The organism is Streptomyces sp. NPDC059994, from assembly GCF_042737755.1.
Lineage (GTDB): Bacteria > Actinomycetota > Actinomycetes > Streptomycetales > Streptomycetaceae > Streptomyces.
On sequence record NZ_JBHWUR010000221.1, the window covers coordinates 1 to 2051 of the forward strand.

Consider the following 2051-nt stretch of genomic DNA (forward strand, 5'->3'; position numbering starts at 1 on the left):
GCCCCTGCACCCCGCTCACCGGGGCTGCGCCCCCGGTACCCCCACCGGGGCTGCGCCCCCGGTACCCCCACGGGGCTGGGCCCCCGGTACCCCCACGGGGCTGGGCCCCCGGTACCCCCACGGGGCTGGGCCCCCGGTACCCCCACGGGGCTGCGCCTCGGTACCCCCACGAGGCTGCGCCTCGGTACCCCCACGGGGCTGCCCCCGGTACCCCCACGGGGCTGCCCCGGTACCCCCACCGGGGCTGCGCCCCGGGTACCCCCACCGGGGCTTCGCCCCCGCCTGGGGTGGTTGGGCTGCGGGCCCGCGCCCCGGACTCCGTTCGTCTGTGGGCCGTCTGTGGCTGGTCGCGCCCACGCGGCGGAGCCGCACATGTCGCAGCCCCGCGCCCCTGAAGGGCGGGGCCCGCGGCCCCTGCCCCGCTCCTCGAACGCCGGAGGGGCTGCAAGGTGGCCGGGCCCCCTTCTGCCTGCCTTCAGGGGCGCGGGGAACTGCGCGAGCAACCACAACCGAACCCGCAGCCGAATCCGCGTCCCCAGGGCAAGGCCGCACCCCGGCCACCCAGCAACTGCCTTGGGGGCGCGGGGAACTGCGCGACCAGCCCAAGTCGGCCCGCAGACAAATCGCGCACCCCACACCGGTTAGCATCCCCCGTGACCCCCGACACCAGCTCCCCGCCCAGACAGCGAATACTCGCCGACCTCACCCCCCTGCGCAGCTCCCCGGACTACCGCCGGCTGTGGTTCGGCAACACCATCTCCTGGGTGGGGCAGGGCATGACCGCCCTGGCGATCTCGCTTCAGGTGTACGACATCACCGGGTCCAGCTTCAGCGTGGGGCTCGTGGGGCTGTTCTCCCTCGTGCCGCTGATGGTGTTCGGGCTGTACGGCGGTGCGATCGCGGACACCGTGGACCGGCGCAAGCTCGGGCTGGCCAGTTCGTCCGGGTCCGCAGTGCTCTCGGCGGGGCTCGCCGCCGCCGCGATCGCCGGGTTCGCGCACGTGTGGTTCCTGTACGGGATCGTCGCGCTGCAGTCCGTGTGCGCCGCGCTCAACGGGCCCGCGCGGTCCTCCATGATTCCCCGGCTGCTGCCTCCCGACCAGCTCCCCGCCGCCAACGCGCTGAACTCGATCACCATGACCTCGGGGACGCTGCTCGGCCCGATGCTGGGCGGGCTGATCGTCGGGTTCGCCGGGTACCAGTCGGCGTACCTCATCGACGCCGTCACCTTCGCCGCCTCCCTGTACGCGATGTGGCGGCTGCCCTCGATGCTGCCCGACCGGGACCGTACGGCCGCCAAGCGGGCCTCCGTCCTCGACGGGTTCCGCTTCCTCGCCACCCGGCCGAACCTCCGAATGACGTTCTTCTCCGACTTCTGCGCCATGATCCTGGCGCATCCCCGCGCGCTGTTCCCGGCCGTCGCCGCGCTCTGGTACGGCGGTGACGCCCGTACCACCGGGCTCCTGGTCGCCGCGCCCGCGCTCGGGGCGCTGCTCGGCGGGGTGTTCTCGGGGTGGCTTACCCGCATTCACCGGCACGGGCTGGCGATCCTGCTGGCCGTCGGCGCGTGGGGCGCCGCGATCGCCGTGTTCGGGCTGACCCGCAACCTCTGGCTGGGGCTGCTCTTCCTCGCCCTCGCCGGGTGCGCCGACACCGTGTCCATGGTGTTCCGCAACACCATGCTCCAGGTCGCCGCGCCGGACGAGATGCGCGGGCGGCTGCAGGGCGTCTTCATCGTCGTCGTCGCCGGTGGGCCCCGGCTCGGGGACTTCCTCGCGGGCACCACCGCCGACCTCGCCTCGCCCACGGTCGCCGTCACCGGCGGCGGCCTCGCGTGCGTGCTCGCGGTGACGCTGCTCGGCGTCACCCGCCGCCGTTTCGCACGGTACGACTCCCGCAACCCGGAGGCGTAACCGGAGGGGCTGACAGGTGGCCGGGCCCCGTTCTGTCTTCAGGGGCGCGGGGCTGTGACATCTGCGGCTCCGCCGCGATGGGGGTCCCCCCTGTTCGAGCGAAGCCGAGAACTTGGGGGAGCGATCAGCCCACGACGG

At 74.1% G+C, this 2051-nt stretch carries 1 protein-coding gene; it reads left to right on the forward strand.

The window, feature by feature from the left end; translation table 11 throughout:
- The first annotated feature begins 653 nt into the window (after positions 1–653).
- Positions 654–1913 (forward strand): MFS transporter, encoded by a 1260-nt coding sequence (locus tag ACFWA7_RS39950; RefSeq protein ID WP_385550330.1) that lies wholly within the window; start codon positions 654–656, stop codon positions 1911–1913.
- The last annotated feature ends 138 nt before the right edge of the window (positions 1914–2051 follow it).